The sequence below is a fragment of the Stenotrophomonas maltophilia group sp. LNF247 genome (genome assembly GCF_054083135.1).
Genome location: NZ_JBSRQL010000003.1, coordinates 155,429 through 180,791, shown reverse-complemented (window position 1 = coordinate 180,791; position 25,363 = coordinate 155,429). Strand labels below are relative to the sequence as shown.

Here is a 25,363-nt window from a genome sequence, read left to right as displayed (position 1 = left end):
TGAGGGTTGCATTTTCGGGCGTTCAGGTGCTCAGTTTCGACCGCTTGGGCAATTGCGCCTTCAGGAAGGCCATCTGGTCGGCCAGGATGTTGCGGTTGGACAGGATCAGGTGCTCGATCCAGCTGGGCCGGTAGGGGACTGCCAGCAGGGGCATGCCGGCCTGCTGCGGGGTGCGGTCGCTCTTGCGCGAATTGCAGTGGAAGCAGGCGGTGACCACGTTTTCCCAGCAGTCCAGGCCGCCCTTGGACAGCGGCACGACGTGGTCGCGGGTGAGCGTGGGGCGGTTGAACTGCTGGCCGCAGTACATGCACAGATGGGCGTCGCGGGCGAACAGGGCCGGGTTGGTCAGGTTCGGTGTCGGATCGATCGCGCGGGAGCGGGCGTGGCCGCGGGCGGCAATGATCGGGTGCAGGTCCATGCCGCTCTGCAGGCCGCTGAAGCGGTTGGTACCGCCGTGGATGTGCAGGCAGGGATCGCCCAGCGTCCAGGCAACCGCTTCGCGGGCGTAGAGGCAGGCTGCGTCCTGCCAGGTGATCCAGTCCAGTACGCGTCCGTGGGCATCAAGCGAGAGCAGCCGGACCGAACCGGGGCGATGCAGCGTCGTGGCGTTGGGCGATGCTTCGGCGCCCGGAGCAGAAAGCGGAGCTCCGGCTTCGATCAGACCCAAGCGTGTAGTGTCTGTCTCCATCGGGAGAACAGCTTATACCTGAATCATTGCGATTTGGGTATCGCCCTGTGGGCGAAACCCAAATCGCAAGATTCAGGTCCGCGCATTCCGCATTCCAGGCCGCCGATGGCGGGTTGGGATGCCCACGCATTCCTCCTATCCCCTGCGCCATCGGCGCGCCCCCCTTAACAAGGGGGGGCTTTTCCCCAGAGGGATTTCGGTGGCTTTCATCCACGCGTGGCGTGGATTTCAGATCGCGGGGAACTGTCAGAGGCGGGGCGGTGTGGGTTGGCAGGACCGTTGGCGCCATGGGCCCGAGGCATGCCTCGGGCGGGTTGGGCAGGACGCCCCAACCCCGGTCTTGCCGTGTGCGCAGGACAGCGCACACGAGCAAGGCGCCATCGAGCCCCCAGGGGTGAGGGCGCTTTGCTTGCGAAGCACTGCTTCGCAAGCGCCCGAACGCCCAGCCGCCAGCGGCTGGGCCGGACCGCAGAGCGGGGTTTACGGCGTGTCCTGCCAGCCCACACCGCCCCGCCATCCACCGGGATCCAGCTGTTCCTATTGCGGTTGCCGGCCAGCGGCCGGCGCTACCGCGGGTGCCGGGCGGCAGCCCGGCTCAGGCGCCGAAGCGCTCGTCGTCCATTGCCATCAGCGGGGCGGCGCCGGCCTGGATGGCGGCGGCGTGGCTGAGGGTGCGCGGCAGCACGCGGGCGAAGTAGAAGCGCGCGGTTTCGCGCTTGCCCTGGGCGAAAGCGGCACCGTGCGCGCTGGCATCGGCGGCGGCCACGCTGCGGGCCCACCAGTAGGCCAGCACCACGTAACCCGAATAGAACAGGTAGTCGTAGCTGGCTGCGCCCAGTTCGTCCGGATTGCCGGCCGCGCGCTGCAGCACGTCCATCGTCAGCTTGCCCCATTCGGCGGCCTTGGCGCGCAGCGGGCCAATGAACTCGGCCAGCGCTTCGTTGCCCTCGTGTTCCTTGGCGAAGGCTTCGATCTCGGCCAGCATCAGCTTCAGGCCGGCGCCCTGGCTGGAGGCGGTCTTGCGGCCGATCAGGTCCAGCGCCTGGATGCCGGTGGTGCCTTCATACAGCGTGGTGATGCGCGCATCGCGGGCCAGCTGTTCCATGCCGTGTTCGCGGATGTAGCCGTGGCCACCGAAGCACTGCAGGGCGTTGTAGGTGTTCTCGATGCCCCATTCGGTCTGGCAGGCCTTCGAGATGGGCGTGAGGAAGCTCACCAGGGTGTCGGCGCGCTCGCGCTCGGCGGCATCGCCGGCATGGTGGGCAATGTCGATCAGGGTGGCAGCGTGCAGCGCCAGCAGGCGGCTGCCTTCGACCAGCGACTTCACCGTCAGCAGCATGCGTCGCACATCCGGGTGGACCAGGATCGGGTCGGCCGGCTTGTCCGGGAACCTGGCGCCACTCAGGGCGCGCGACTGCAGGCGCTCACGGCTGTACTTCAGTGCGTTCTGGTAGGCGCGCTCGGACAGGCCGATGCCCTGCAGGCCAACGCCCAGGCGCGCGGTGTTCATCATGGTGAACATCGCCTGCAGGCCCTTGTGCGGCTGGCCGACCAGGTAGCCCTGTGCGCCATCGAAGTTCATCACGCAGGTGACCGACCCCTTGATGCCCATCTTGTGCTCGATCGAGCCGCAGCGCAGTGCGTTGCGCTCGCCGACGTTACCTTCGCGGTCGACCTTGAACTTGGGGGTGACGAACAGCGAGATGCCCTTGGCGCCCGGAGGGGCGTCGGGCAGCTTGGCCAGCACCAGGTGCACGATGTTGCCGGTCAGGTCGTGCTCGCCGGCGGTGATGAAGATCTTGGTGCCGGTGATCGCGTAGCTGCCATCGGCATTCGGCTCGGCCTTGGTCTTCAGCAGGCCCAAGTCGGTGCCGCAGTGCGGTTCGGTCAGGCACATGGTGCCGGTCCAGCGACCTTCGATCAGCGGCTTGAGGAAGGCCTCGTGCTGCCAGGCTTCGCCGTGCTGCTTCAGCGCTTCGATGGCGCCGTGCGAGAGCAGCGGGAAGTTGCCCCACGCCAGGTTGGCGGCGTTGATCATTTCGTTGAGCGGCACGCCCAGGGTGTGCGGCAGGCCCTGCCCACCCAGCTCCGGCGAGGCGGTCAGGCCGGTCCAGCCGCCATCGACGAACTGGTCGTAGGCCTGCTTGAAGCCGGGCGGGGTGGTCACTTCACCGGTGGCCTGGTCGAGCACGCAGCCGATCTCGTCGCCGACGCTGTTGAGCGGGGCCAGCACGGTGGCGCTGAAGCGGCCGGCTTCCTCCAGCACGGCATCGACCACGTCGGCGGTGGCGTCGGTGAAGCCCAGGCGGGCGAACAGGGGTTCGACCTTGAGCACGTCGTGCAGGGCGAAACGGAGGTCGGAAAGCGGGGCGGTGTAGCTGCTCATCGGTACGTCTCGGTTTGATCAGGGCAGGGGAGAGTGGCGCCAGGCGCCGCGACGGAAGGTGGAAATCAGCGCAGCACGCCCGGCAGGCCGGGCGCCTGGTTGAGGGTGCTGCGGCTGCTGATATCGAAGCTGCGCTGCTTCTTTTCCTGCGGCGTGGCCGCCACCGTTCCCTTCAGGCCGTAAGCCAGGGTGCGGTTGCTGGCCAGCGCGTCGGCCACCACCAGGCGTGCGGCCGAGCTGGGCACGAGGTCAACATTGATGACATCGGCTGAGGTGCCGCCAATGGAGATGCCCGGCTTGGCCTGCAGGGTGCCGGCGTCGCTGTCGCCGACGGTCAGCGCCAGCGCGACGTCATCGAAGGTCATGGGCATGGAGCTGTAGTTCTGCAGGCGCAGGGCCACGGTCCAGTTGCCGTCGGCGCGCACGGTCAGCTGCTGGAGGCTGGCCGCCGGTTCCGAAACACGCTTGACGATGCCGTTGTTGCAGGCAACAAGGGCGAGGGTGCACAGGACGATCAAGGCGATACGGAAACGGTGGAGCATGGGCGCAGTTCCTCTGAAGGGGTGCGTTGGATAAGCATACTACGGCGTATGGTCGTTTGGATCGCCTGTGGCGACCCGTCGCAGAGGGTAGCGCGTGAAGATGGCGGCCGGGCGTGCGCGGCGCCGGATGGCGCGCGCGTGGTGCGCCGGATGCGGGGAGGTTCAGTCGGCGGGTGTATCGCGAATCGGGGCCATCAGGCGCAGCGGGCCGAGGTCGTAGCCCATCGTCTCGGCCTTGGCTTTCAGCTGTTCGAACTGGGCGCGATCCATTTCCGGCAGGCGCGAGAGGATCCACAGGTACTTTCGGTCCGGTTCACCGACCAACGCCCACTGATAGTCCGGGTCCAGTGCCAGGACCCAGTAGTCGGCCCAGACCAGTGGCACCCAGCTCAGCCAGTCCGGAACGAATCGCACCTGCAACTGGCCGGGATGGCCGGCAACCGGGCGCGCCACGCCTTCAGCAACCACGCGTTCTCCGTCGCCGTTGCGGCAGGCATTGGTGACGCTGATGCGGCCATCGCGGCGCAGCCCGTAGTTGGCGGTGATATCGCCCACGCATTGCTTCTGGAACGAAACCGGAAGATGCGCAATCTCGCGCCACTGGCCGGCATAGCGATCGATGTCCAGGCGCTCGACCGCGCGCACAGGTTCAGTGGCGATCACCGGGAAGGCGGCCAGCAGCAGGCAGGCGAGCAGGGCAGGGCGCAGAGGCATCGTTAGGCTCCAGGCAGGAGTCTGGAGCGTAGGTGCCGCCGCGCATGCCGGTGTAAATGTTTCGTCAACCGGGCGTGTGCGCAGGCGCCGCATCCGCAACTTGTGCAGTGCGCGAAGCACGGACAGAAAAAAGACCTGCATCTCTGCAGGTCTCGAAAGATGGTGGCCGAAGACGGAATCGAACCGCCGACACGGGGATTTTCAATCCCCTGCTCTACCAACTGAGCTACTCGGCCAAATTGTGTGGCAACCGCAATCAATCGCGATTCCCGGAAAAAAAGACCTGCATTTCTGCAGGCTGTCGAACGTGGTGGCCGAGGACGGAATCGAACCGCCGACACGGGGATTTTCAATCCCCTGCTCTACCAACTGAGCTACTCGGCCACGTAGTTCATTGCAGCGAGGTCGCTGCCAAGGACGCGCATATTACGGAGGTCAGTCGCCCACGGCAAGCATTTTGGCAAAAAACCTTCACATTGCCGTCTGCGCAGGCGCAAGTACTTGATCCGCCGTCGCGGGGCGGGGGCGCGCTGGATGCCGATTCATCCGGGCGCGGCGGCGCGGTGATCACCGCCTGCGGCGGAATTCAGCGGGCCACGGTGATCGACAAAAGCGGTGTGGCGGGGCCAGCGCGTGGACGGCACCGACACCTGACATGGAACGCTGTTTTCGTGACCGCCATTGGGGCACGCTGCGGCGTAGTGTCGGCGTTCTCTTCCTGACGCTGGCAACAGCAGAGATCGTCGTCATGTCCGACTCATTGACCACCACCCGCATCGTGCTGGCGTCGCGTCCGCTGGGGGCGCCTACTGCAGCCAATTTCCGCTTGGAGCATGCCGCGCTGCCGCCCTTGGGCGACGGCGAGGTGCTGCTGCGCAATCGCTATCTGTCGCTTGACCCGTACATGCGTGGACGCATGGATGAGGGACCGTCCTATGCCGCGCCGGTGGCGGTGGGCGCGGTGATGGAAGGGCAGACCGTGGCCGAGGTGCTGCAGTCCAACGCCGAGGGTGTAGCTGCAGGTGAGCTGGTGCTGGCGCCGGGTGGCTGGCAGACCCACGCGGTGCTGCCGGCCACGGCACTGGGGCGCCGCCTGGACCCGGCCGGACTGCCGCTGAGTACGGCGCTGGGGGTATATGGCATGCCCGGCTTCACCGCCTATTCCAGCCTGCATGAAATCGCCCGTCTGAAGCCGGGCGAGACGTTGGTGGTGGCTGCCGCAACGGGGCCGGTCGGCGCGACCGTAGCGCAGCTGGCCAAGCTGCAGGGCGCGCGCGTAGTGGCTATCGCTGGTGGCGAGGCCAAGCGTGCCTATCTGCAGACGCTGGGCGTGGACGAGGCGCTGGATCATCGCGCGGCTGATTTTGCCGAGCAGCTGCGCGCGGCGGTACCTGCCGGCATCGACGTGTACTTCGAGAATGTCGGTGGCCATGTGCAGGATGCAGTGCTGCCGCTGCTCAACAACTTCGCCCGCATTCCGGTGTGCGGCACCATCGCCACCTACAACGAGCGGGGCGTCGAGCAGCCCGGCCCGGACCGGTTGCCGGCACTGTTCAGCCAGATCCTGCGCCAGCGCCTGACCGTGCGTGGCTTCATCGTGCACGACTTCAACCATCTGTGGCCGGACTTCGAACGTGAGATGCGGCAGTGGCTGCGCGAAGGCCGCATCCAGTACCGCGAGGATGTGGTGGAAGGGCTGGAGAATGCGCCGGAGGCGTTCTTCGGGCTGCTGCAGGGACGCAACTTCGGCAAGCTGGTGGTGAAGCTGGATTGAGGGCTTGGCGGTGTGCCGACCAAGGTCGGCACCCACTTCAGGCAGTCGAGGCCTTTTCCCTGCGCAGCAGTTCGCGCTTGCGTGCCACGCCCCAGGCATAGCCGGACAGGTCGCCGTCGCGGCGCACCACGCGGTGGCAGGGGACTGCCACCGCCAGCGGGTTGCTTGCGCATGCACGTGCCACCGCACGACTCGAGCGTGGCGCACCGATACGCGCAGCGACATCCGCATAGGAGGCGGTTTGTCCACGCGGGATCTGTTGCAGCGCCTGCCACACCCGTTGCTGGAATGCGGTGCCGCGGATATCCAGCGGCAGCGTGGCGCCCCGCGAAGGATCCTCGACCAGGCCCACGACCTGCGCCACCAGTTGCTCATAGCCCTGGTCGGCGCCAATCAGTTCGGCCTGGCGGAAGCGTTGCTGCAATGACTGCAGCAGCGTCTCCGGATCGTCGCCGAGCAGTATCGCGACCACGCCGGTGGCACTGCTGGCCACCAGCACGCTGCCCAGTGAACTTTCGGCAAGCGCGAAGTGGATGACTTCGCCGCGACCACCTGCGCGCCATTGCTTGGGCGTCATGCCCAGCAACTTCGGTGCGTTCTCGTAGAAGCGCCCACTGGAACCGAAGCCGGCATCATGGAAGGCATCGGTGATGCGTTCCTGCTGTTCAAGCCCGGTGCGCAGGCGGTCGGCGCGCAGCGCGGCAGCGTACTGCTTGGGGGTCAACCCTGTGGCCTGCTTGAACAGGCGGTGCAGCCGGGTCGGACTGCAGCCGGCGATGTCGGCCAGTTCCTGCAGTGAGGGTTCGTCGAGGCTGGTCTGCAGGTGGCGGCAGACCCGTTCGACGCGGGCATCGAGGGCGGTGGTGGCGGTACTGTCCATGGCCGGATTCTGGCACGCGCCGGTTCTGCGGAAACTCCGTTTCCTGCACCGACGGGCCAGGCCCGGAAACGGAGTGTTGGCAGGCCGAAGGCGCGGCATCGTGGCGGCCACTTCACAACCGGCACCACGACCATGCGCCTGAACAACAAGATCGCTCTCATCACCGGTGCCAGCGCTGGCATTGGCCGCGCCAGCGCGCTGCGCTTCGCCGCCGAAGGGGCGAAGCTGGTGCTCAACGCACGGCGGCCGGAGCCGCTGCAGGCGCTGGTCGAGCAGATTCGCGCCGCCGGTGGCGAAGCCGTGGCGCATGCCGCTGACGTGGCTGACCCGGGCACGGCACAAGCGCTGGTCGATCTGGCCCAGCAGTCCTTCGGCGGCCTGGACATCGCGCTCAACAATGCCGGCATGCTCGGGCCGGGCGTGCCGGCAGCGGAGTTCCCGGTGGACGCTTGGCGTGAAGTGATGGCCACCAATCTGGATGCCGCGTTCCATGCCGCACGTGCGCAGTTGCCGGCACTGCTGGCGCGCGGCGGCGGCTCGCTGGTGTTCGTTGGCACTTTCGTCGGTCACACCGTGGGATTCCCGGGCATGGCGGCCTATGCGTCAAGCAAGGCCGGGCTGATCGGCCTGAGCCAGGTGATCGCCGCCGAATACGGTGCGCGCGGCGTACGCAGCAATGTGCTGCTGCCCGGTGGTACCGATACCGAGATGGGCCGGCAGGCGGCGCCCACCGGCGATGCACGTGACTTCGTGCGCTCGCTGCACGCACTCAAGCGCTTGGCCGAGCCGGAGGAGATCGCCAATGCGGCGCTGTTCCTGGCCAGCGATGAAAGCAGTTTCGTTACCGGTACCGCGATGCGTGTGGAAGGTGGGGTGTCGATCACACGTACCTGAGCGGGGTCAGGAGCGTGGCGCGTAGCGGATACCGCTGCTGGCCATGAAGCCTTTCGGATCGAAACGGGCCCAGGCTTCGCCCCAGCCGAACTGGGCGTGGCCGCCGGCCAGCTTGCGACCCAGCGCCGCACCCAGCGTGCGGCGCATGAAGGCGACTTCGGCATCGATCGCGGCCTGGGTCGGCCAGCCGTCTTCCAACGTTGCACCGGGTAGATCGACGCCCATTGTCACCACGTCGAGCTGTTGCCCGTGGAAGCACAGGCTGATGCCAGCGGGCGCACCGCCCAGGCTGAGCTGGTGCAGGCTGAGCCAGCGATAGCCGGTGCCGACATCGCGCTCCCCTCGGACCAGCGGGGCAAAGGCGGCACGCGCTTCGTCCAGTAACAAGGTGGGGCCGATCAATGCGGGCAGGTTGCCGAGCTGGATGCTGCCGTCGGCCGCATTGAGGAGCATCGGCAACGCGTGGGCTGCGTGCTGGGCAGAGGAGGGCATGGCACACCGGCGAGCGTGGTGCCCCGGATTCTGGCTGGGCGGGGCGGTGGCGGCAAGCCGCTTCCTGCACAGGATGTTGGCGCGGGACTGACCTGCGGCTCACCCGGCAACCTCTAGCGTGGTGGCAGCGCTGGCCTGCTGCCGGCGAGGGAGTTTTCGATGAACGAGCAAAGCAGGGATCAGGACCCGAAGCAGGGCGTCCAGGAAAGCCGCCAGGACAGGAAGCAGGACGATGTGGCCAAGCAGCGGCCCGGGCAGCGCGACCAACAGGTGCGCGATGCGCACTCACGCGGCCCGCAGCGCAAGGACGGCGACCAGGAGCCGGCCTGAGTTGCGGGCGCTAAAAAGAAAAACCCGCAGATCACGAAGATCTACGGGTTCTTCTGAATAGTGGTGGAGCCAAGGAGGATCGAACTCCTGACCTCGTCATTGCGAACGACGCGCTCTCCCAGCTGAGCTATGGCCCCACGGCAGGGCTTCAGTCTAGCCAAGCGCTTGCCGCTTGCCAAGCCGATCAAAGGAATTTCATGTCGAGACGCGAGGCACAGCGGGTGACTGTGCCGAAACCGCTTGTTTCGACGGGCTTGGGCACCACGCAACGAAATCGTAACAATTTGGGGGATAATGGCCGCTTGCGCAGTTCTCCTCCCTTTTGCCGCCCGGCTCGCGCAGGCCGCACGGACGCCTCCTCAGAGCATTCCATGCCCTCCCATTCCGATTCCCGCCGCCTGTCGGGTCTGTCGTCTTCCTTTGTTTCCTTCCGCCGTCACCCGCTGGCCCTGGCCTGTGCTGGCCTGGCCCTGGCGGGCAGCTTCGGTGCCGCCGCGCAGGACAGCGCGCCGACCCCAACCGGCCTGGACACGATCACCGTGACCGCCGAACACCGTGAGCAGAACCTGCAGGAAGTGCCGGTCTCGGTGGGTGTGGTGCAGGGGGAGCGCATGCGCGACTTCACCGCCGGCGGCGACGACACCCTGCTGGCACTGTCCGGCCGCGTGCCGAGCCTGTATGCGGAAACCACCACCGGCCGCATCTTCCCGCGCTTCTACATCCGCGGCCTGGGCAACATCGACTTCTACCTGGGAGCCTCGCAGCCGGTGTCGATCATCCAGGACGACGTGGTGCTGGAGCACGTGGTGCTGAAGTCCAACCCGGTCTATGACGTGGACCAGGTGGAAGTGCTGCGCGGCCCGCAGGGCTCGCTGTTCGGCCGCAACACCACCGCCGGCATCGTCAAGTTCGACACCCTGAAGCCGACCCAGGACTACACCGGCCGCGTCAGCGCCAGCTACGCCACCTACAACAGCGTGTCGATCGACGGCGGCTTCGGCGGCCCGATCAACGACATCGCCTCGTTCCGCGTGTCGGCGCTGTACCAGCACCGCGATGACTACGTCGACAACACCTACAAGGGCCCGAGCGCCGATGGCACGGTCAGCCCGAAGAAGAACGCCATGGGCGGCTTCGACGACCGTAACGTGCGCGCCCAGCTGCTGCTGACCCCGAGCGACCAGTTCTCGATCCTGGCCTCGGCCCACGCCCGCGACTATGAAGGCACCTCGACCCTGTTCCTGCGCGGTGCGCTGACCAAGGGCTCGAACAAGACCGACGTGCCGCGCGACAAAGTCGCCTACGACGAGGCCGACAACAACCCGCAGGCCTACAAGACCTACGGCGGCTCGGTGAAGGCACGCTACGACTTCGGCGCGATCGACTTCACCTCGATCACCGCCTACGAGACCACCTCCGGTTACAGCCGTGGCGACACCGACGGCGGTGCTGCGGTGAACTTCCCGGTCAACGGCGTGCCGAACGGCTACGGCCAGTCGATGGGCCGCATCCGCGACCTGGACCAGTGGACCCAGGAATTCCGCCTGGCCAGCCATGACGACAGCGCGCTGCAGTGGCAGGCCGGTGCGTTCTACTTCAACGGCAGCGACACCACCGACTTCTACCAGCGCGCCTGGTTCCTGCAGGGCGCGGCACGCAACCCGAACAACTGGGTGCGCCTGCGCAACAAGAACACCTCGTGGGCCGGTTTCGGCCAGCTGAGCTACGCCTTCACCGACAAGTTCACCGTCACCGCCGGCCTGCGCCAGACCAGGGACGAGAAGCACACCCGCCTGCTGAAGACCGCCGACACCGCTGCCGGCGTGGTCACCTACAAGGGCCGCACCGACGTCAAGATGTCCGACACCACCCCGAGCTGGGATCTGAGCGCGATGTATCAGATCACGCCGGACGTGAGCGTCTACGCCAAGGTCGCGCGTGGCTTCCGTGGCCCGACCATCCAGGGTCGTTCGGCAGTGTTCAATGCCGACTTCACCACCGCCGATTCCGAGACGATCCTGTCCTGGGAAGCGGGCGTGAAGAGCAGCCTGTGGGACAACCGCCTGCGCCTGAACGCCACCGCGTTCACCTACACCGTCAACGACATCCAGCTCAACGGCAACGATTCGGACGGCAACGGCGTGCTGTTCAACGCCGACAAGGCCAAGGCCTACGGCTTCGAAGCCGACATGGAGCTGCGCCCGATCCCGAACCTGACCTTGAGCGCCGGCCTGAGCCTGCTGCACAGCGAGATCAAGGACAAGCGCGTCTACGCACAGGTCTGCGGCCTCAACGGCCAGGTGGTGTGCACGGTGAATGACCCGACCATCAAGGTCGGCGCCAACACCTTCGCGCAGATCGACGGCAACCCGCTGCCGAACGCACCGAAGTACAACGTGAACCTGGCTGCCCGCTACGACTTCCCGGTCAGCGACGCTGGCACCATGTTCGTGTCCACCGACTGGAACAAGCAGGGTTACACCAGCTTCGTGCTGTACGACAGCAAGGAGTTCAACTCCAAGGGTGACTTCGAAGGTGGCCTGAAGATCGGCTACTCGGGCAACTACGGTGCCTACGAAGTTGCGCTGTTCGCGCGCAACATCACCAACGAGAAGAACCTCAAGGGTGTGATCGAGAACTACATGGCGGCGGTCTACAACGAACCGCGCACCGTGGGTGTCTCGCTGAACATGAACTGGTAAGCCTCACCCCGTCGTGTACCGGAAACGGCGCTCATCGAGCGCCGTTTTTCGTTGCTGGCCAGGCATCATCCGTGCTCAAGGCGTGGCGCTGACGCCCTTGCCCAGCGCTGCATCGGACGGCGCACTGGGGCCCAGCACCTGCAGCTGCATCGCCTCCATCCGCTCCAGTACCTTGCGCTGCTTGCCGTTGAGGCCGCGCGAGGTGATTGCGATGTGCTTGCGTGCAGCGTCCAGCGGCGCGGGTTGGTAGTGCACCGTGAAGCGGCGCAGGGCGCATCCCATCAGCTTGTCGACCGGTGCGCAGTCGTTGGCGTTGAAATCGATATCGCCGTCGGCGGCAACAATGAAGGGGCTGAGCAGGATCTGCCCTTCGCGGGCAGTGAAGGCCAGTGGCGCGTGGGCCTTGGCGATGACCGCCTGGATGCGTACGGCAGGGATGTCTTCAGGGACGATCCTGTCATCCCAGTAGCCTTCGGTCGGGCGCGAGGTTTCGTAGTTCTGGGTGCCCCATGCCACGCAGTTGCCGGAGGCCACATGCACCGAGATGCAGACCTGCTGGGAGTGCTGATCGGTCAGGACGCCGGGTGGTACCCAGACCTTCTTCCAGGAATAGAAACGGTAATCGACGTCGGCCAGGCGGGTGACGCCGATGTCCTTCGATACTTCGTCCGTGGTCCCCAGCGGCTTCAGCTTGGCCACGCGGGTGTTCAGGCGGTAGTTCTCCGCACCGTTCAGCAGATAGGTGCCCGGCGGAATCAGATGCACCTCGAACACGTCCATCAACACCGTCCGCTGCGGGCCGGTTTCCAGTTCGTTGGTGTTGAACAGCTGCACATAGCCCTGGGAGGGAATATCCTTGTGCTGGAAGGACACCCGCGTCGAGAACCCGGGTAGGTCGGTCGAGCGGTTGCCCAGATGAAAGCCGGGGACCGGGGAGCCGACACCTGGCCCGCCGTTGTGCACGACATACGGGGCCGGCACCAGCACAGCAACCAGACCGTCGCGGGTGGCACCGTCAATGATGTCCACCAGCTTGGCTGTGTTCTCCTTTTCCTGTGCATAGGAAAGCGGTGCGGCCTGCCCAGAGCATGCCAGGCCCAACGTGGTTAGCAGCAGTGCGCAGGCGGTCGCGATCTTGAGGGTCTGCATCGACGTCTCCTTGTCAGTACCGCCAAACCCTAGCACGGCCCCTGCAGGCTTGAGGTGCACGACGCCGGCGTGGTCCGGCGCCTTGTGCCATCAACGTGCGGGCAGCAGCGCCTGAAGCTGCGATTCCAGTTCCTGCTGGCGCCAGCCCGCCAGAGCGGCCGGCCATTGGCGGCGCTCCAGGTAGCTTTCCAGATGCTTGCGCGAGGCCAGCACGCCATCCGGCAGGCCCAGCTCGCGGCTGCGCTCGGCAACGGCGTCCTGCAGCCTCTTCAGTGCCTGTTTGTTGGTGTCGTTGGCGGGCAACGCCAGCGGTGCCTCGGCCTCATCGGCCAGCGGCGTGTCCAGCGCCTGCCACACCGCGCCTGCGAGCTTGCGCGGTGCCTTCGGGAACTGTTCAAACAGCGTGGCCAGCGCGGCGGCATCGGCCGGTGGCGTGCGTGCCAGCGTGGCGGCCAGTTCGTTGTCCAGGATCCAGCTGCGCGGGCGGTCGCTGCTGCGTGCCTGCACATCACGCCAGCGCAGCAGGCGCAGCAGGCGGCGCTGCGCGGGAGCATCGAGAAACTGCGCTGAGCGCATCGCCAGATGCGGCCAGCGGTCCTCGTCATTGGCGACGCTGGCCAGCAGGCGCTCGCCGTCGTCGTGCAGCCACTGCTGGCGGCCCAGTGCCTGCAACTTGGCATCAATGGCGTCATGCAGCGCGAACAGATGCTCGACGTCGTCGGCGGCGTATTGCAGTTGCGACTCCGAGAGCGGACGGCGCATCCAGTCCGAGCGGGTTTCGCCCTTGGCCAGCGCCACGCCGGTGATTTCCGCCACCAGCTTCTGGTAACCCATGCCGCCGCCGATGCCAGCCAGCGCAGCACCGATCTGGGTATCGAACAATGGCCGCGGCAGCACGCCGCACGCCCACTTGAAGGCGACCAGGTCTTCGCTGGCGCTGTGCATCACCTTGGTGATCGATTCATCGGCCAGCCAGGGCGCCAGCGCCTCGGTCATGCCGGGAATCAGCGGATCGATCAGCAGGATGTCCTGCCCGACCGCCATCTGCACCAGAGCCAACTGCGGCCAGAAGGTGCGTTCACGGATGAATTCGGTGTCCAGGCCGATGCGGGCCGGACGCTGCTGGAAGTACGCATCCAGCTCGGCGGGGGTGGTGATCCAGGTTGCCACGGGTCAGGGCCTACTACTCGGGTTTGCTCAGGCAGGGGAGAATAGCCTAACGTCGGTGCGCGTCCCTGCCGAAGGAGATCCTGCTTGCGTTTTCCGCTGTCGTCCGCGCTGTGCACCGCCTTGGCCATGGCCCTGGCAGGCTGCACGCCGTCGCCCCCCACGGCAGTGGACCGGAGTGCCGGGGAGGAGGCGCGCCCGTCCGCGAACGCAGACAGCGACGAGCGCCCGCAGGCCGGGCAGGGCAGCGTGACCATCGCCGGTGAGGATGCCGCCGAGGATGTACAGCAGTGGACGCCGCCGCGGGTGGACCGCCAGGGCCGCAGCCTGGCCCAGTTGCGCCGCGCGGCCGGGCAGGCCTTCACTGAGGGCCGGCTGTATGAGGATGCCGATGCCGCCATTCCGCTGTGGCTGGCAGTACAGGAAGAGGACCCGGATGACCGCCAGGCCCGCCAGGGCCTGCAGCGTGCCCGCCAGCGCCTGCAGCAGCAGGCGGGTGCGTTGCTGGTGCGGCCGCTGAAGCAGCGCGAGGCGCTGGCGGAGGCCAGCCGCCAGGCGCTGGTGCTGCTGACCCTGGCGCCCAAGGACGAGAAGGTACGCGCACTGCAGGGTCGGGTGGAGCTTGCCCAGCGGGTGGTGGCTTACAACCGCGCCGGTGAAGAGGACCTGCGCTCGGGCCGGATCGGCGAAGACGGGGACGGGGCTATTGGCAACTTCCGCGAGGCACTGGCACTGGATGGGAACAACAGCCGTGCGCGGCAGGGACTGGCCGCAGCCGAAAGCGGGCTGATCCGCCGCGCAGAAGATGCTGCACGCGCGCGCGATTTCGCCAGCGCGGGCACTTGGTTGGCCGAAGCCAGCAAGGTGCGCGACTCATCGCCGACCATTGCCGACGCGTTCGAGCGCATCGAGCAGATCCGTGCGGCGGTGTTGCTGCAGCTGCGCGATGACGGCCTGCGCGACCTGTCCACGCCGCAGGGCCTGAAGCCGGCACGCGAGAAGCTGGCCGAGGCCCTGCGCATCGCCCTGCCGGGAGACCCGGTGGTGGCCCAGCTGCGTGAGCGCATTGACCTGGCCACGCACTACGGCAGCTTCCGCCCGGGGCAGGTATTCAGCGATGCCATGCGCGATGGCGGGCGCGGGCCGCAGATGGTGGTGGTCCCGCACGGCGGCTTCCAGATGGGGGCCGGTGATGCCGAGCCGGGCGCCAGCGATGCCGAGCGGCCATCGCATTATGTACGCTTTGATCGAGGCTTCGCGATGGCGATCACCGAGGTGACGGTCAGCGATTTCCAGCGCTACGTGAAGGCGACCAATGCGCGCCCGCGTGCGACCCGTCGCGGCCATTCGGTGGTCTATGACGAACGCAGCGGCAACTTCATCCGCCGCAGCGGCGTGGACTGGCGTTCGGACTACGACGGTGGCCTCGCGATGGCCAATTCGCCGGTGATGCATGTCAGTATCCGCGATGCCGAAAACTATGCGGCGTGGTTGTCCGAGCAGACCGGGCGCAGCTACCGGTTGCCCAGCGAGGCCGAGTTCGAATACGCGCTGCGCGCCGGCAGCAGTGGCCGCTATCCGTGGGGCGCCGCCGGCACGCCGCCGCCCGGTGCTGGCAACTTCACTGGCAGCAAGGATGTCTCGCCATCGGGACGGCACTGGCACAACGCCTTCATCGGCTATGGCGATGGCTGGTGGGGGCCCGCGCCGGTGGCCAGTTTCCAGGCCAATGCCTTCGGCCTGCACGACATGGCGGGCAATCTCAGCGAGTGGGTGGCCGATTGCTGGCATGCCAGCTACCGGCGCGCGCCCTCCGATGGCGCGGCCTGGTTCAACCCGGGCTGCCGCGCACGGGTGATCCGCGGGGGCAACTGGGCCAACGCGCCGGAGCAGACCCGTGCGGCGTGGCGGCAGTCGCAGGATTCGGACACCACCAGCGCGCGCATCGGTTTCCGCCTGGTGCGGGGCATCTGAGCGGCACCGGGCTTCACCCGCTGCTGGCGCCCGCGCACTAAGATTGCGCCGTGCCCGCCGGCCGGCGGGGCCTGCTGGACGACCCCTGATGCGCAATGATCCCTTTTCCCGCTCGCCCCAAGGCCCGCAGCGTCGCGGCCTGTTTGGCAACATCCGCTGGTGGGTGCTGCTGCTGGCCGCCGCCTATGCGCTCTTCTACTGGTTTTCCAATCGCACGGTGGACCCCTACACCGGCGAGAAGGTGATGATTGACAGCAGCCTGGACGCCCGCCAGGAGACCGCCTTGGGCCTGCAGGCCTACCAGCAGATCCTCTCGGAGGAGCCGCCGATGGACTCCAACGCGCCGATCGCCCGCGATGTGCGCGACATCGCCCAGCGCCTGATTGCCAAGGTTGATGTGGTGGAGACTGCACTGGCGCAGGAGCACGGCGTTCAGCCGGCGCATTTCGCGCGTGATTTCCAGTGGGAAGTCAACGTGATCCCATCTGAACAGGCCAACGCATTCTGCCTGCCTGGTGGCAAGATGGCGGTCTATACCGGCCTGGTGCCGGTGGCGCGCACGCGCGACGCGATGGCGGTGGTGATGGGCCACGAGATTGCCCATGCGCTGCTGCGCCACGGTGCGCAGCGGATGGCGCAGCAGAAGCTGACCCAGATCGGGCAGATGGCCGGCGCCGCCAGCGGCATGGATGCGCAGCAGCAACAGATGATGATGTCGGCGATGGGCTACGGGTATCTGTTGCCGTATGCGCGCAGCCACGAGACCCAGGCCGACGAAGTGGGACTGATGCTGGCCGCAGCGGCGTGCTTCGACCCGCGCGAGGCGGTGCCGCTGTGGCAGCGCATGGGCCAGGCCAGTGGTGGCCAGTCACCGCCGGAGTTCGCGTCGACTCACCCGAACCCGGGTACCCGTATCCAGAACCTGCAGGCGTTGATGCCGAAGGCACTCGAGTACCGGCAGAAGTTCTGCGAGCAGGCAAAGTAGGGGGTTGTTCGGCAGGGCTTGCAGCCCTGCACCTGCCGAAGCAACAGCAACAGCAACAGCAACAGCGTGCATTCCTTGGGATGGCGGGGTGGGTCCGGTTGCGGGGGCCGCTGCAAGTACGTCCATGTAAGCTCGGTCGCCGCATCCATGCGGCTCACGCCCCCGCAACCGGACCCACCCCGCCTTCGACAGATGTCCGCGATCTGCCGGAATGGCGCTTGGGGTCAGATCCGTTTTCCGCAGGAAAACGGATCTGACCCCGAATTGATTCGATATCTGAAAGAGATTCATCCACGCATGGCGTGGATCTACCGACCGTCATCGGGACACTGTCTAGGGTGGGGCGGTGTGGCTGTGAGGACCGTTGGCGCCATGGATGGCGCCATCGAGCCCCCAGGGATGGGTTTACGGCGTGTCCTGCACAGCCACACCACCCCGCCAAGCTATCAGCAATCCAGAGCCGCTTTCGCTGTTGCTTCGGCTGTTGCATTTGCCTCTGCAGGTGCAGGGCGCAGCCCTGCCGAACCCCTTTACTTGACCTGCACGTCGATCACGCCGTCGCCCACGCGCGCCTGCAATGCGTCGCCGGGCTGTACCTGATCGACCTGGCGCACCAGCGTGCCATCGTCACTGCGGGTCAGGATGCTGTAGCCGCGCGCTACAGTCGCCAGCGGGCTGACCGCTTCCAGCGAACGCGCCAGCCCGCGCAGGCGCAGCGCATCGCGTTCCAGCAGACGCTGCATCGCTGCCTGCGGTCGTCCGCGCAGGGCGGCCAGGCGGCGTTGCATCGTGTCGAGCTGGCGCTGTGGGTGGTGCCCGCGCAGGACCGCCGCTGCATGGCGAAGGCGCGCAGCACGGCGCTCCTGCTGCTGGTTGAACGCGGCATGCAGGCGCCGGCCCAGATCGAGCTGGCGGCGGCGCAACAGGTCCAGTCGCGCCTGCGGGCTCTGCGCGTTCAGGCGCAGCAGGGCACGGTCAGCACGTTGCATCGCCTGCTGCATCGTGTGCCGCTGCAGCTGCGCCATGCGTGCCGCGGTGCGCCGCAGGCGCAGGGCCAGTTCGCGCTGGTCCGGTACCAGCAGCTCGGCTGCCACCGATGGCGTCGGCGCACGCAGGTCGGCGGCGAAGTCGCTCAGGCTGAAGTCGGTTTCATGGCCCACCGCCGACACTACCGGGGTGCGGCTGGCGGCGATCGCACGGGCCAGTGCTTCATCGTTGAAGGCCCACAGGTCTTCCAGTGAACCGCCGCCACGGGTCAGCAGGATCACGTCGTAGCGGCCACTGGCATCGGCGGCCTGCAGCAGGCGGGTGATCTGTGCAGCGGCGCTGCTGCCCTGCACCAGGGTCGGCAGCAGGTCCACTTCCAGCAGCGGGAAGCGGCGGCCGAGCACGCTCAGCACGTCGCGCACAGCGGCGCCGGTGGGGGAGGTGATCACCGCAAGGCGCTGCACGTGCGCCGGCAGCGGCCGCTTGCGTGCCGGGTCGAACAGGCCTTCGGCCTCCAGCCGTGCCTTCAGCTCCTCGAAGGCGCGGCGCAGTGCGCCTTCGCCGGCTTCCTCCATGTGGTCCAGCACCATCTGGTACTCGCCACGGGCGTCGTACAGGGTCACCTTGCCGCGCACCAGCACGCGCATGCCTTCGCGCGGCACGAACTTCAGGTATTGCGCCTTCATCCGGAACATCGCCGCGCGCAGCTGCGCACGTGCGTCCTTCAGGGTGAAATACAGATGCCCGGAGGCGGGACGCGCCACGCTGCCCAGTTCGGCCTCGACCCAGATCGCCGGGAAGCTGCCTTCCAGCAGGTCGCGGGCCAGGGTGTTGAGCTGGCTGGGGGTGAGGATGTCGTTGTTGCGTGGCTGCATGGGAACGGCGTGCTGCGGGCGGAACGGGGGCTCAGGATCGCACGTCAGCGCACCGTGTGCTGGCCCAGTGCCCACTGCACGTGTTCACGCACCAGCGGCGAGGGATCGTCGATGCGGGTCTGCAGGGCAGCCAGCGCTTCGGCCGAGGACGGCGCATTGCCCAGCGCCACGGCGATGTTGCGCAGCCAGCGCTCATGGCCGCTGCGCCGGATCGGGCTGCCTTCGGTGCGGCGCAGGAACTCGGCTTCGTCCCAGGCGAACAGCTGGTCCAGGCGCGCGGTATCGAGGTTGTTGCGCGCGCGGAAATCGGCTTCGTCGGTACGCTTGGCGAACTTGTTCCAGGGGCAGACCAGCTGGCAGTCGTCACAGCCGTAGATGCGGTTGCCGATCAACGGCCGCATGTCTTCGGGGATGGCACCGTCGTGCTCGATGGTCAGGTAGGAAATACAGCGCCGCGCGTCCAGCCGCTGCGGGCCGGTGATCGCGCGGGTAGGGCAGACATCGATGCAGCGCGTGCAGGTGCCGCAGTGTGCCGTAGCCGGCGCATCGATCGGCAGCGGGATATCGATGTAGATCTCGCCGATGAAGAACCAGGAACCGCCGTTGCGGTCGATCAGGCAGGTGTGCTTGCCGATCCAGCCCAGCCCCGCGTTGCGCGCCAGTGCGCGCTCCAGCACCGGCGCCGAATCGACGAATACCCGGTAGCCCAGCGGTGCCACTTCATCGTTGATCTGCGTGGCCAGCTTCTGCAGGCGGTTGCGCATCAGCTTGTGGTAGTCGCGGCCCAAGGCGTAACGGGCCACGTAGGCGCGGCCCGGGTCGGCCAGGGTTGCCCAGGCTTCGGTGTCGTCCTTGTGGCTGTAGTCCATGCCTACCGAGATCACCCGCACCGTGCCGGGCAGCAGCTCGGCCGGGCGCGCGCGCAGGGTGCCGTGGCGCGCCATCCAGTCCATCGTGCCGTACAGGCCCTGGCCCAGCCAGTCGGCCAGGTGCGCCTCGTCCTCGCCCAGCTCGATGCCGGCGATGCCGCAGCGCTGGAAGCCATGCGCACGCGCCAGTTCGCGGATGCGCTGTACGGCCTGGACCGGATCGACAGGGGAGGGGGCGGGAGACATATGCACCAGTATAAAATCCCCGCATGGCCAACCTTGCCGCTCTGTTCGATTCCGCTGCCGCGCGCGCGCTTGATGCGCAGGCCTCGGCACTGGCTGCCGAGGGCGGCTGGAGCCTGATGGCGCAGGCCGGCCACGCCGCCTGGCAGTGCCTGCTGCAGCATTGGCCACAAGCGCAGCGGATCGGCGTGGTGGTTGGCGCAGGAAACAACGGCGGCGATGGCCTGGTGCTGGCCCGCCATGCACGACAGGCCGGGCGTACGGTGACGGTGATCGCCTTGCCGGGCAAGCCACCGGCGACGTCGCTGGCGCAGCGTGCCGCATCGGAATTCACGTCCGACGGCGGCACCATCACCGATTTCGACGGCGCGCTGCCCGAGGCCGATATCTGGGTCGATGCCCTGTTCGGTCTGGGCTTCGACCGTGCGCCGGAAGGTGTGGCGCAGGCGCTGATCGTCGCCCTCAACGCGCAGGCGGCACCGGTTCTGGCGCTGGACGTCCCCAGTGGCGTCGATGCCGATCGGGGCGCCGTACCGGGCGAGGCGGTGAAGGCTGCTTTGACCCTGCAGTTCATCGTGCCGCATCGCGGGCTGTATACCGGCGATGCGCTGGATCACTGTGGCCAGAAGGCGCTGGCGCCGCTGCAGCTGCCCGCGGCCGCATGGCAGGGCGTGTCACCCGCCGTGGAGCACTGGACCCAGGCGCGCTTGCCGGCACTGCTGCCGCCGCGCCGCGCCAACAGTCACAAGGGCGAATCCGGCCACGTGCTGTGCGTCGGCGGCAACCACGGCAGCGGCGGTGCCATCGCCATGGCAGCCGAGGCCGCCTTGCGCGCAGGGGCGGGGCTGTTGAGCCTGGGCACCCGCCGCGACCACGTCGGTCCACTGCTGGCTCGGCTGCCCGAGGCGATGACCCATGCACTGGAAGACGGCGATGTGCTGCCGGCGCTGCTGGACAAGGCCAGGGTGGTGGCGATCGGGCCGGGCCTGGGCCAGGACGAATGGGCGCGCGCGCTGTTTGCGCGGGCGCTGGCCAGCGCCAAACCGCTGGTGGTCGATGCCGATGCACTGAATCTGCTGGCGCAGGATCCGCGCGCGCTGCCGGACGCCATCCTTACGCCACATCCGGGCGAGGCCGCGCGCCTGCTCGGCTGCAGTACCGCTGACATCCAGGCCGATCGCTACCGTTGTGCGCAGGCGTTGGCCGAACGCTTCCACGCCGTGGTGGTGTTGAAGGGCGCGGGCAGCATCGTGACGGCGCCCGGGCAGGCGCCACGGCTGATCGCTGCAGGCAATCCCGGCATGGCCGTAGGAGGCATGGGCGATCTGCTCACCGGCATCATCGCCAGCCTGCGCGCGCAGGGCCTGGCCGCCTTCGACGCCGCCGCGGCCGGTGCGCTGCTGCATGGGCTCGCGGGCGACGCCGCGGCCGCCGATGGCGCGCGCGGCCTGCTTCCTACTGATCTGCTGTCGCCGTTGCGGCGACTGGCCAACCCGGAACTTTCCCGATGATCGATTTCTTCCTTGCCGACAGCGATGTCACTGAACTGCTCGGGCAATGGCTGGCGGCCACGCGGCCGCCGCAGGCGCTGGTCGAATTGCGCGGCGACCTGGGGGCCGGCAAATCCACCACGGCCCGCGCACTGCTGCGCGCGCTGGGTGTCCAGGGCGCCATCCGCAGCCCGACCTACACCCTGGTCGAGCGCTATCCGCTGGCCGGCGGTGGCGAGGCCTGGCATCTGGATCTGTACCGGATCGGGCAGGCCGGCGAACTCGATTTCCTCGGGCTGGACGAGGGCAGCGCGGTACTATGGCTGGTTGAATGGCCGGAACGCGGTGCCGGTGCGCTGCCGCCAACCGACCTGGTGGTGGCGCTGGAGATCGAGGGACAAGGGCGTCGCGTTCGTCTCACTGGCGCCAGCGACGCGGGGCATGAATGGCTGAAACGGCTTCCCCAAGGAGGCGACTTGCAGGCCATATCTGTCGGCTGACGAGAACAAACACCGGCAGGTTACGGATTATTAAGGAAAAAGGTGTTGCATTCCGTTCAGTGCGGTGATTGAATCCTGAGCCATGCGCCCGGGGAACCGTCTCATCGCCATCTGTGCCGCCGTCGGACTGGGTCTGGCGAGCGTCAGCGCGTGGGCCGGTGAAATTCGCCAGGTCCTGCTGAATACCGGTGCCACCGGCACCCGTGCCGAGATCTCGCTGGTGGGCAGTGGCGGTTACAAGACGATGTCGCTGGCCGGACCGAACCGCCTGGTGGTCGATTTCCCGGACTCCAGCGCCGTACGCAACCTGAAAATGCCAGCGGCGCAGGGCGTGGTCACCGCGGTGCGCACCGGACAGCCGGTGCCGGGTACCTTTCGTGTCGTTTTCGACCTTGCTGAATCGGTGGCGCCGTTCCGCCCACAGATGCAGCGCGAGGGCAATGAATCCAAGCTGGTGATCGAATGGCCGGGCGATGGCCCGGCCGTGGCCGCCAGCCGTCCGGCAGCGACGCCGGCGGTGCCGCCGCAGGCGCCGGCCAACACGCCCGCACCGACGCCGACGCCGGCGGAGAGCGCGCAGGCGCGTACCGATGCCGCGCGTGCCACGGCGCTGCTGACTGCCCAGGTGCGGCAGCAGGCCAGTGCCACCGCCGCCGCGCCGGCCACGCCTACCCCGGCGCCATCCACCGCGCCGGCCCAGGTCGCGGCGGCGGGTACCGTGGCCAGCAGTTCGCCTTCTTCCTCGCCGGCCGCGATCCTCGCTGGGCAGCGCACCGCAGCGGTGGTGACCACGCCGCCGGCCACGGTGCCTGCGCCGGCACCGACGCCGGTGGAACCGCCGCGCCCGGCCATGCCCAGTGATGCCTCCCGCATCCGCATGCAGGCCGGCATGCGCCATCTGGTGGTGGCCATCGATCCCGGTCACGGAGGCCAGGATCCGGGCGCGATCGGCCCGACCGGCAAGCGTGAGAAGGATGTCACCCTGGCGGTGGCGCGGGAACTGGCCCGTCAGGTCAATGCGACGCCAGGCCTGAAGGCCTACCTTACGCGCGACAGCGACGTGTTCATTCCGCTGCCGATGCGCGCGCAGAAGGCGCGTGCGAACAAGGCCGACATCTTCATTTCCATCCATGCCGACGCGGCCGAGAACCGTTCGGCCACCGGTTCGTCGGTGTACGTGCTGTCGACCAAGGGCGCCTCTTCGCAGCGCGCCCGTTGGCTGGCAGACAAGGAAAACGCGGCCGATCTGGTCGGTGGCGTTCGCCTGCAGCAGACCGAGGGCACGCTTGCCAATGTGCTGCTGGACCTGGCGCAGAGCGGCTACATGAAGGCGTCCGAAGACGCCGCCGGCCACGTGCTGGGCGGCCTTAAGCGGATCGGCAACAACCACAAGCCGAACATCGAGCGCGCCAACTTCGCGGTGCTGCGTACGTCGGACATGCCGGCGATGCTGGTGGAAACCGCGTTCATCTCCAACCCGGATGAAGAGCGTCGCCTGACCGACCCGGCCTACCAGCGCAAGATCGCCGGTGCCGTGCTCGATGGCGTGCACACCTTCTTCAGCCGCCAGCCACCGCCGGGCACGCTGTACGCGGCCCGTGCCCAGGCCGAGATCGACGCCGCAGCCACCATGGCCGGCGGCAGCAAGTAATCCGCTTCCTGTAGAGCGCGGTAGAGTCGACTGTTGGTTGACTACGTGCGCAGCGCGGGGCTTTTCGGCGCCCGGGCGGAGAGCAGTCGACTGACAGTCGACTCTACCCACGGGCGCTCCGCTATCATCGACCCATGAAGTCTGCTGCCCATCATCTCCCATGAGCGCGCCCGGTCCGCGCCCGATCCGGCCCTTGCCGGAGATCCTGATCAACCAGATCGCCGCTGGCGAAGTGGTCGAGCGTCCCGCTTCGGTGGTCAAGGAGCTGGTCGAGAACGCGATCGACGCCGGTGCCAGCCGCGTAGATATCGATCTTGAAGAGGGCGGTGTACGCCTGATCCGCATCCGCGACAACGGCAGTGGCATCGCGCCGGAGCAGCTGCCGCTGGCGGTATCGCGCCACGCGACCAGCAAGATCGCCGATCTGGACGATCTTGAATCGGTGGCCACGCTCGGTTTCCGTGGCGAAGCGCTGCCGTCGATCGCCTCGGTCAGTCGCTTCACCCTGGCCTCGCGTCGCGCACATGACGAGCATGGTTCCGCGCTGCAGATCGAAGGCGGGAAGATCGGTGAGGTGACGCCGCGCGCGCATGCGCCGGGTACCACGGTGGAAGTGCGCGAGCTGTTTTACAACGTACCGGCGCGGCGCAAGTTCCTGCGCGCCGAGCGCACCGAGCTGGGCCATATCGAAGAATGGCTGCGCTCGCTGGCCCTGGCGCGGCCGGACGTCGAACTGCGCGTGTCCCACAACGGCAAGGCCTCGCGCCGTTACAAGCCGGGCGATCTGTATTCCGATACGCGATTGGCAGAAACGCTGGGCGAGGATTTCGCCAACCAGGCCGTGCGCGTGGATCACAGTGGCGCCGGCCTGCGCCTGCATGGCTGGATCGCGCAGCCGCATTACTCGCGTGCCAGCGCCGACCAGCAGTACCTGTACGTCAACGGCCGTTCGGTGCGCGATCGCAGCGTCGCCCACGCGGTGAAGATGGCGTACGGCGATGTGCTGTACCACGGTCGGCAGCCGGCCTATGTGCTGTTCCTCGAACTGGACCCGACCCGTGTTGATGTCAACGTGCACCCGGCCAAGCACGAGGTGCGCTTTCGTGATTCGCGGCTGGTGCATGACTTCGTCTACCGCACGCTGAAGGACGCGTTGGCTGATACCCGCGCGGGCATGTCGGCGCAGGAGATCGGTGCGGGTCCGGTGCATCCGGTGGACGCCGCTGCTGCATCGATGGCATCGAGCGCGGGCGCATCGGGTTTCGGGCTGGTGCGTGGGCCTGCGCCCGGTGCCGGCTCGGGCGCAGGCGGTGGCTTTTCCGGCTGGCGCCCGCAGCAGCCCCTTGGGCTGCAGGTTGCTGATGCTCCGGCGGCCTACGCCGCGCTGTATGCCACGCCGGCCGGTGCCGAGCCCGGGGCGGCGCTGCCGCCGATGCCGACCGAGAACGGACTGCCGGTCACCAGTGCCGATGCCGGAGTGCCGCCGCTGGGCTATGCGATCGCGCAGCTGCACGGCATCTACATCCTGGCCGAGAACGCCGAAGGCCTGATCGTGGTCGACATGCATGCCGCACACGAACGCATCGGCTACGAGCGCCTGAAGAACGCGCACGATGGCATCGGCCTGCAGTCGCAGCCGTTGCTGGTGCCGATCACGCTGGCGGTGGGCGAGCGCGAGGCCGATACCGCCGAAAGCGAAGCCGACACGCTGGCCGCACTCGGCTTCGAAGTGACCCGTGCCGGCCCCGGTTCACTGCACGTGCGCAGCATACCGGCACTGCTGGCGCATGCCGAACCGGAAGGCCTGCTGCGCGACGTGCTGACCGACCTGCGCGAGCACGGCCAGAGCCGCCGCGTGGCCAGCGCGCGCGACGAGCTGCTGTCGACCATGGCCTGCCACGGCGCGGTGCGTGCCAACCGTCGCCTGACCGTGCCGGAAATGAACGCGCTGCTGCGCGACATGGAGATCACCGAGCGGTCCGGCCAATGCAACCACGGCCGGCCGACCTGGGCCCGTTTTTCGCTGGCGGAGATCGACCGCTGGTTCCTGCGCGGACGTTGAGGGGAGCAT

At 67.6% G+C, this 25,363-nt stretch carries 20 protein-coding genes and 3 tRNA genes; 10 read left to right on the top strand and 13 right to left on the bottom strand.

Annotated features, from left to right (window positions below; all coding sequences use genetic code 11):
• Window positions 1-22 precede the first annotated feature (22 nt).
• From ACTXG9_RS04490 to ACTXG9_RS04465, 6 genes are all read right to left on the bottom strand, one after another.
• Window positions 23-688 (bottom strand): HNH endonuclease, encoded by a 666-nt coding sequence (locus ACTXG9_RS04490; RefSeq protein ID WP_019660544.1) that lies wholly within the window; start codon window positions 686-688, stop codon window positions 23-25.
• A 595-nt stretch (window positions 689-1,283) separates the two neighbouring features.
• On the bottom strand, window positions 1,284-3,074 hold the full coding sequence (locus ACTXG9_RS04485; protein WP_111098304.1) for an acyl-CoA dehydrogenase C-terminal domain-containing protein: 1,791 nt from the start codon (window positions 3,072-3,074) through the stop codon (window positions 1,284-1,286).
• Between the two features lie 65 nt (window positions 3,075-3,139).
• Complete coding sequence (locus tag ACTXG9_RS04480) at window positions 3,140-3,616, bottom strand: NDR1/HIN1-like protein (RefSeq protein WP_010486516.1); 477 nt, start codon at window positions 3,614-3,616, stop codon at window positions 3,140-3,142.
• A gap of 162 nt (window positions 3,617-3,778) precedes the next feature.
• On the bottom strand, window positions 3,779-4,330 hold the full coding sequence (locus ACTXG9_RS04475) for a lipocalin family protein (protein WP_206621270.1): 552 nt from the start codon (window positions 4,328-4,330) through the stop codon (window positions 3,779-3,781).
• A 160-nt stretch (window positions 4,331-4,490) separates the two neighbouring features.
• Window positions 4,491-4,566, bottom strand: a tRNA-Phe gene (locus ACTXG9_RS04470).
• 72 nt (window positions 4,567-4,638) lie between these two features.
• Window positions 4,639-4,714, bottom strand: a tRNA-Phe gene (locus ACTXG9_RS04465).
• Between the two features lie 364 nt (window positions 4,715-5,078).
• Here ACTXG9_RS04465 and ACTXG9_RS04460 point away from each other — a divergent pair.
• Window positions 5,079-6,104 (top strand): NADP-dependent oxidoreductase, encoded by a 1,026-nt coding sequence (locus ACTXG9_RS04460; protein WP_111102440.1) that lies wholly within the window; start codon window positions 5,079-5,081, stop codon window positions 6,102-6,104.
• 37 nt (window positions 6,105-6,141) lie between these two features.
• Here ACTXG9_RS04460 and ACTXG9_RS04455 read toward each other — a convergent pair whose 3' ends face one another.
• Complete coding sequence (locus tag ACTXG9_RS04455) at window positions 6,142-6,984, bottom strand: bifunctional transcriptional activator/DNA repair enzyme AdaA (RefSeq protein ID WP_031269378.1); 843 nt, start codon at window positions 6,982-6,984, stop codon at window positions 6,142-6,144.
• A 132-nt stretch (window positions 6,985-7,116) separates the two neighbouring features.
• On the opposite strand from ACTXG9_RS04455, the gene ACTXG9_RS04450 reads away from it, so the two are divergent.
• Window positions 7,117-7,878 carry an SDR family oxidoreductase gene (locus tag ACTXG9_RS04450; RefSeq protein WP_111098301.1) on the top strand — a complete coding sequence of 254 codons (762 nt, stop codon included), beginning with the start codon at window positions 7,117-7,119 and terminating at the stop codon, window positions 7,876-7,878.
• A gap of 6 nt (window positions 7,879-7,884) precedes the next feature.
• Here the strand turns inward: ACTXG9_RS04450 and ACTXG9_RS04445 are convergent, their stop codons facing one another.
• Entirely contained in the window at window positions 7,885-8,370 is a 486-nt protein-coding gene (locus tag ACTXG9_RS04445) for a hypothetical protein (RefSeq protein WP_111098300.1), read from the bottom strand.
• 159 nt (window positions 8,371-8,529) lie between these two features.
• Between ACTXG9_RS04445 and ACTXG9_RS04440 the strand changes: the two genes are divergently transcribed.
• Entirely contained in the window at window positions 8,530-8,700 is a 171-nt protein-coding gene (locus ACTXG9_RS04440) for a hypothetical protein (RefSeq protein ID WP_021202167.1), read from the top strand.
• Window positions 8,701-8,761: 61 nt separating this feature from the next.
• Here the strand turns inward: ACTXG9_RS04440 and ACTXG9_RS04435 are convergent.
• Window positions 8,762-8,837, bottom strand: a tRNA-Ala gene (locus tag ACTXG9_RS04435).
• A 234-nt stretch (window positions 8,838-9,071) separates the two neighbouring features.
• Here ACTXG9_RS04435 and ACTXG9_RS04430 point away from each other — a divergent pair.
• Window positions 9,072-11,402, top strand: a complete 2,331-nt coding sequence (locus ACTXG9_RS04430) for a TonB-dependent receptor (protein WP_197575170.1) — start codon at window positions 9,072-9,074, stop codon at window positions 11,400-11,402.
• 75 nt (window positions 11,403-11,477) lie between these two features.
• Here ACTXG9_RS04430 and ACTXG9_RS04425 read toward each other — a convergent pair whose 3' ends face one another.
• Together ACTXG9_RS04425 and rnd are read right to left on the bottom strand one after the other, a co-directional pair.
• On the bottom strand, window positions 11,478-12,551 hold the full coding sequence (locus ACTXG9_RS04425; RefSeq protein ID WP_021202165.1) for a hypothetical protein: 1,074 nt from the start codon (window positions 12,549-12,551) through the stop codon (window positions 11,478-11,480).
• 90 nt (window positions 12,552-12,641) lie between these two features.
• Window positions 12,642-13,721: a ribonuclease D gene (gene rnd, locus ACTXG9_RS04420; protein ID WP_206621273.1), complete on the bottom strand. Its 1,080-nt coding sequence runs from the start codon at window positions 13,719-13,721 to the stop codon at window positions 12,642-12,644.
• Window positions 13,722-13,805: 84 nt separating this feature from the next.
• On the opposite strand from rnd, the gene ACTXG9_RS04415 reads away from it, so the two are divergent.
• Window positions 13,806-15,692 carry a formylglycine-generating enzyme family protein gene (locus ACTXG9_RS04415; protein ID WP_111102437.1) on the top strand — a complete coding sequence of 629 codons (1,887 nt, stop codon included), beginning with the start codon at window positions 13,806-13,808 and terminating at the stop codon, window positions 15,690-15,692.
• 88 nt (window positions 15,693-15,780) lie between these two features.
• A complete protein-coding gene (locus tag ACTXG9_RS04410; RefSeq protein ID WP_111102436.1) occupies window positions 15,781-16,677 on the top strand; it encodes a M48 family metallopeptidase in 897 nt (298 codons plus the stop codon).
• 530 nt (window positions 16,678-17,207) lie between these two features.
• Here ACTXG9_RS04410 and xseA read toward each other — a convergent pair.
• The gene (gene xseA / locus ACTXG9_RS04405) at window positions 17,208-18,539 is read right to left on the bottom strand and encodes an exodeoxyribonuclease VII large subunit (RefSeq protein ID WP_111097875.1); all 1,332 of its coding nucleotides are present in this window, start codon (window positions 18,537-18,539) and stop codon (window positions 17,208-17,210) included.
• Window positions 18,540-18,583: 44 nt separating this feature from the next.
• Window positions 18,584-19,654 carry a tRNA epoxyqueuosine(34) reductase QueG gene (queG, locus tag ACTXG9_RS04400; protein ID WP_111097874.1) on the bottom strand — a complete coding sequence of 357 codons (1,071 nt, stop codon included), beginning with the start codon at window positions 19,652-19,654 and terminating at the stop codon, window positions 18,584-18,586.
• A 23-nt stretch (window positions 19,655-19,677) separates the two neighbouring features.
• On the opposite strand from queG, the gene ACTXG9_RS04395 reads away from it, so the two are divergent.
• The 4 genes from ACTXG9_RS04395 to mutL all read left to right on the top strand — a co-directional run bounded on the left by ACTXG9_RS04395 (window position 19,678) and on the right by mutL (window position 25,354).
• Entirely contained in the window at window positions 19,678-21,162 is a 1,485-nt protein-coding gene (locus tag ACTXG9_RS04395; RefSeq protein WP_111102799.1) for an NAD(P)H-hydrate dehydratase, read from the top strand.
• Window positions 21,159-21,641: a tRNA (adenosine(37)-N6)-threonylcarbamoyltransferase complex ATPase subunit type 1 TsaE gene (tsaE, locus tag ACTXG9_RS04390; RefSeq protein ID WP_111102803.1), complete on the top strand. Its 483-nt coding sequence runs from the start codon at window positions 21,159-21,161 to the stop codon at window positions 21,639-21,641. The genes ACTXG9_RS04395 and tsaE overlap by 4 nt, the downstream gene beginning before the upstream one ends.
• A gap of 82 nt (window positions 21,642-21,723) precedes the next feature.
• Entirely contained in the window at window positions 21,724-23,292 is a 1,569-nt protein-coding gene (locus ACTXG9_RS04385; protein ID WP_021204165.1) for an N-acetylmuramoyl-L-alanine amidase, read from the top strand.
• 160 nt (window positions 23,293-23,452) lie between these two features.
• Window positions 23,453-25,354 carry a DNA mismatch repair endonuclease MutL gene (gene mutL, locus ACTXG9_RS04380; RefSeq protein WP_111102806.1) on the top strand — a complete coding sequence of 634 codons (1,902 nt, stop codon included), beginning with the start codon at window positions 23,453-23,455 and terminating at the stop codon, window positions 25,352-25,354.
• The last annotated feature ends 9 nt before the right edge of the window (window positions 25,355-25,363 follow it).

Coding starts and splice junctions, on each gene's coding strand:
- ACTXG9_RS04490 (WP_019660544.1), bottom strand. CDS start 688: ATGGAGACAGACACTACACGCTTGGGTCTGATCGAAGCCGGAGCTCCG.
- ACTXG9_RS04485 (WP_111098304.1), bottom strand. CDS start 3,074: ATGAGCAGCTACACCGCCCCGCTTTCCGACCTCCGTTTCGCCCTGCAC.
- ACTXG9_RS04480 (WP_010486516.1), bottom strand. CDS start 3,616: ATGCTCCACCGTTTCCGTATCGCCTTGATCGTCCTGTGCACCCTCGCC.
- ACTXG9_RS04475 (WP_206621270.1), bottom strand. CDS start 4,330: ATGCCTCTGCGCCCTGCCCTGCTCGCCTGCCTGCTGCTGGCCGCCTTC.
- ACTXG9_RS04460 (WP_111102440.1), top strand. CDS start 5,079: ATGTCCGACTCATTGACCACCACCCGCATCGTGCTGGCGTCGCGTCCG.
- ACTXG9_RS04455 (WP_031269378.1), bottom strand. CDS start 6,984: ATGGACAGTACCGCCACCACCGCCCTCGATGCCCGCGTCGAACGGGTC.
- ACTXG9_RS04450 (WP_111098301.1), top strand. CDS start 7,117: ATGCGCCTGAACAACAAGATCGCTCTCATCACCGGTGCCAGCGCTGGC.
- ACTXG9_RS04445 (WP_111098300.1), bottom strand. CDS start 8,370: ATGCCCTCCTCTGCCCAGCACGCAGCCCACGCGTTGCCGATGCTCCTC.
- ACTXG9_RS04440 (WP_021202167.1), top strand. CDS start 8,530: ATGAACGAGCAAAGCAGGGATCAGGACCCGAAGCAGGGCGTCCAGGAA.
- ACTXG9_RS04430 (WP_197575170.1), top strand. CDS start 9,072: ATGCCCTCCCATTCCGATTCCCGCCGCCTGTCGGGTCTGTCGTCTTCC.
- ACTXG9_RS04425 (WP_021202165.1), bottom strand. CDS start 12,551: ATGCAGACCCTCAAGATCGCGACCGCCTGCGCACTGCTGCTAACCACG.
- ACTXG9_RS04410 (WP_111102436.1), top strand. CDS start 15,781: ATGCGCAATGATCCCTTTTCCCGCTCGCCCCAAGGCCCGCAGCGTCGC.
- xseA (WP_111097875.1), bottom strand. CDS start 18,539: ATGCAGCCACGCAACAACGACATCCTCACCCCCAGCCAGCTCAACACC.
- queG (WP_111097874.1), bottom strand. CDS start 19,654: ATGTCTCCCGCCCCCTCCCCTGTCGATCCGGTCCAGGCCGTACAGCGC.
- ACTXG9_RS04395 (WP_111102799.1), top strand. CDS start 19,678: ATGGCCAACCTTGCCGCTCTGTTCGATTCCGCTGCCGCGCGCGCGCTT.
- tsaE (WP_111102803.1), top strand. CDS start 21,159: ATGATCGATTTCTTCCTTGCCGACAGCGATGTCACTGAACTGCTCGGG.
- ACTXG9_RS04385 (WP_021204165.1), top strand. CDS start 21,724: ATGCGCCCGGGGAACCGTCTCATCGCCATCTGTGCCGCCGTCGGACTG.
- mutL (WP_111102806.1), top strand. CDS start 23,453: ATGAGCGCGCCCGGTCCGCGCCCGATCCGGCCCTTGCCGGAGATCCTG.